This window comes from Thermorhabdus hydrogeniformans (genome assembly GCF_049310025.1).
Classification (GTDB): domain Bacteria; phylum Bacillota; class Thermosediminibacteria; order Thermosediminibacterales; family Tepidanaerobacteraceae; genus JBJYKD01.
This window is the reverse complement of sequence record NZ_JBJYKD010000158.1, coordinates 1-268: the sequence shown is the minus strand read 5'-3', so window position 1 is coordinate 268 and position 268 is coordinate 1. Positions and strand designations below refer to the sequence as shown.

1 protein-coding gene is annotated in these 268 nt (G+C 20.9%); it reads left to right on the top strand.

What is annotated here, in order from left to right; genetic code table 11:
• A partial coding sequence (locus ACKX14_RS15915; RefSeq protein ID WP_422449373.1) for a hypothetical protein occupies positions 1–268 on the top strand: 268 nt, incomplete at both ends.

Genomic DNA, 268 nt, shown 5'->3' with positions numbered 1-268 from the left:
AAGTTGCACGAGAAATAATAAAATTTATTCTTTTTTATTTGAATGGAAATAGTGAATTAATTAGTGATATAAATAATTTTACATATTATTTTGTAGTTGCAAAAGATTTTAATAAAGAAGCTGCAACATTAATTAAAGGATTTAATAGGAATATATTACTTGAAAGTCAATTGGAATCATGGATTAAAGAAGTTATAAATAAGTATAAAACAATAGGTTGCAAATATGACCTTATTAAGGATAAATTAGAGGATATACTAAAAAAAAT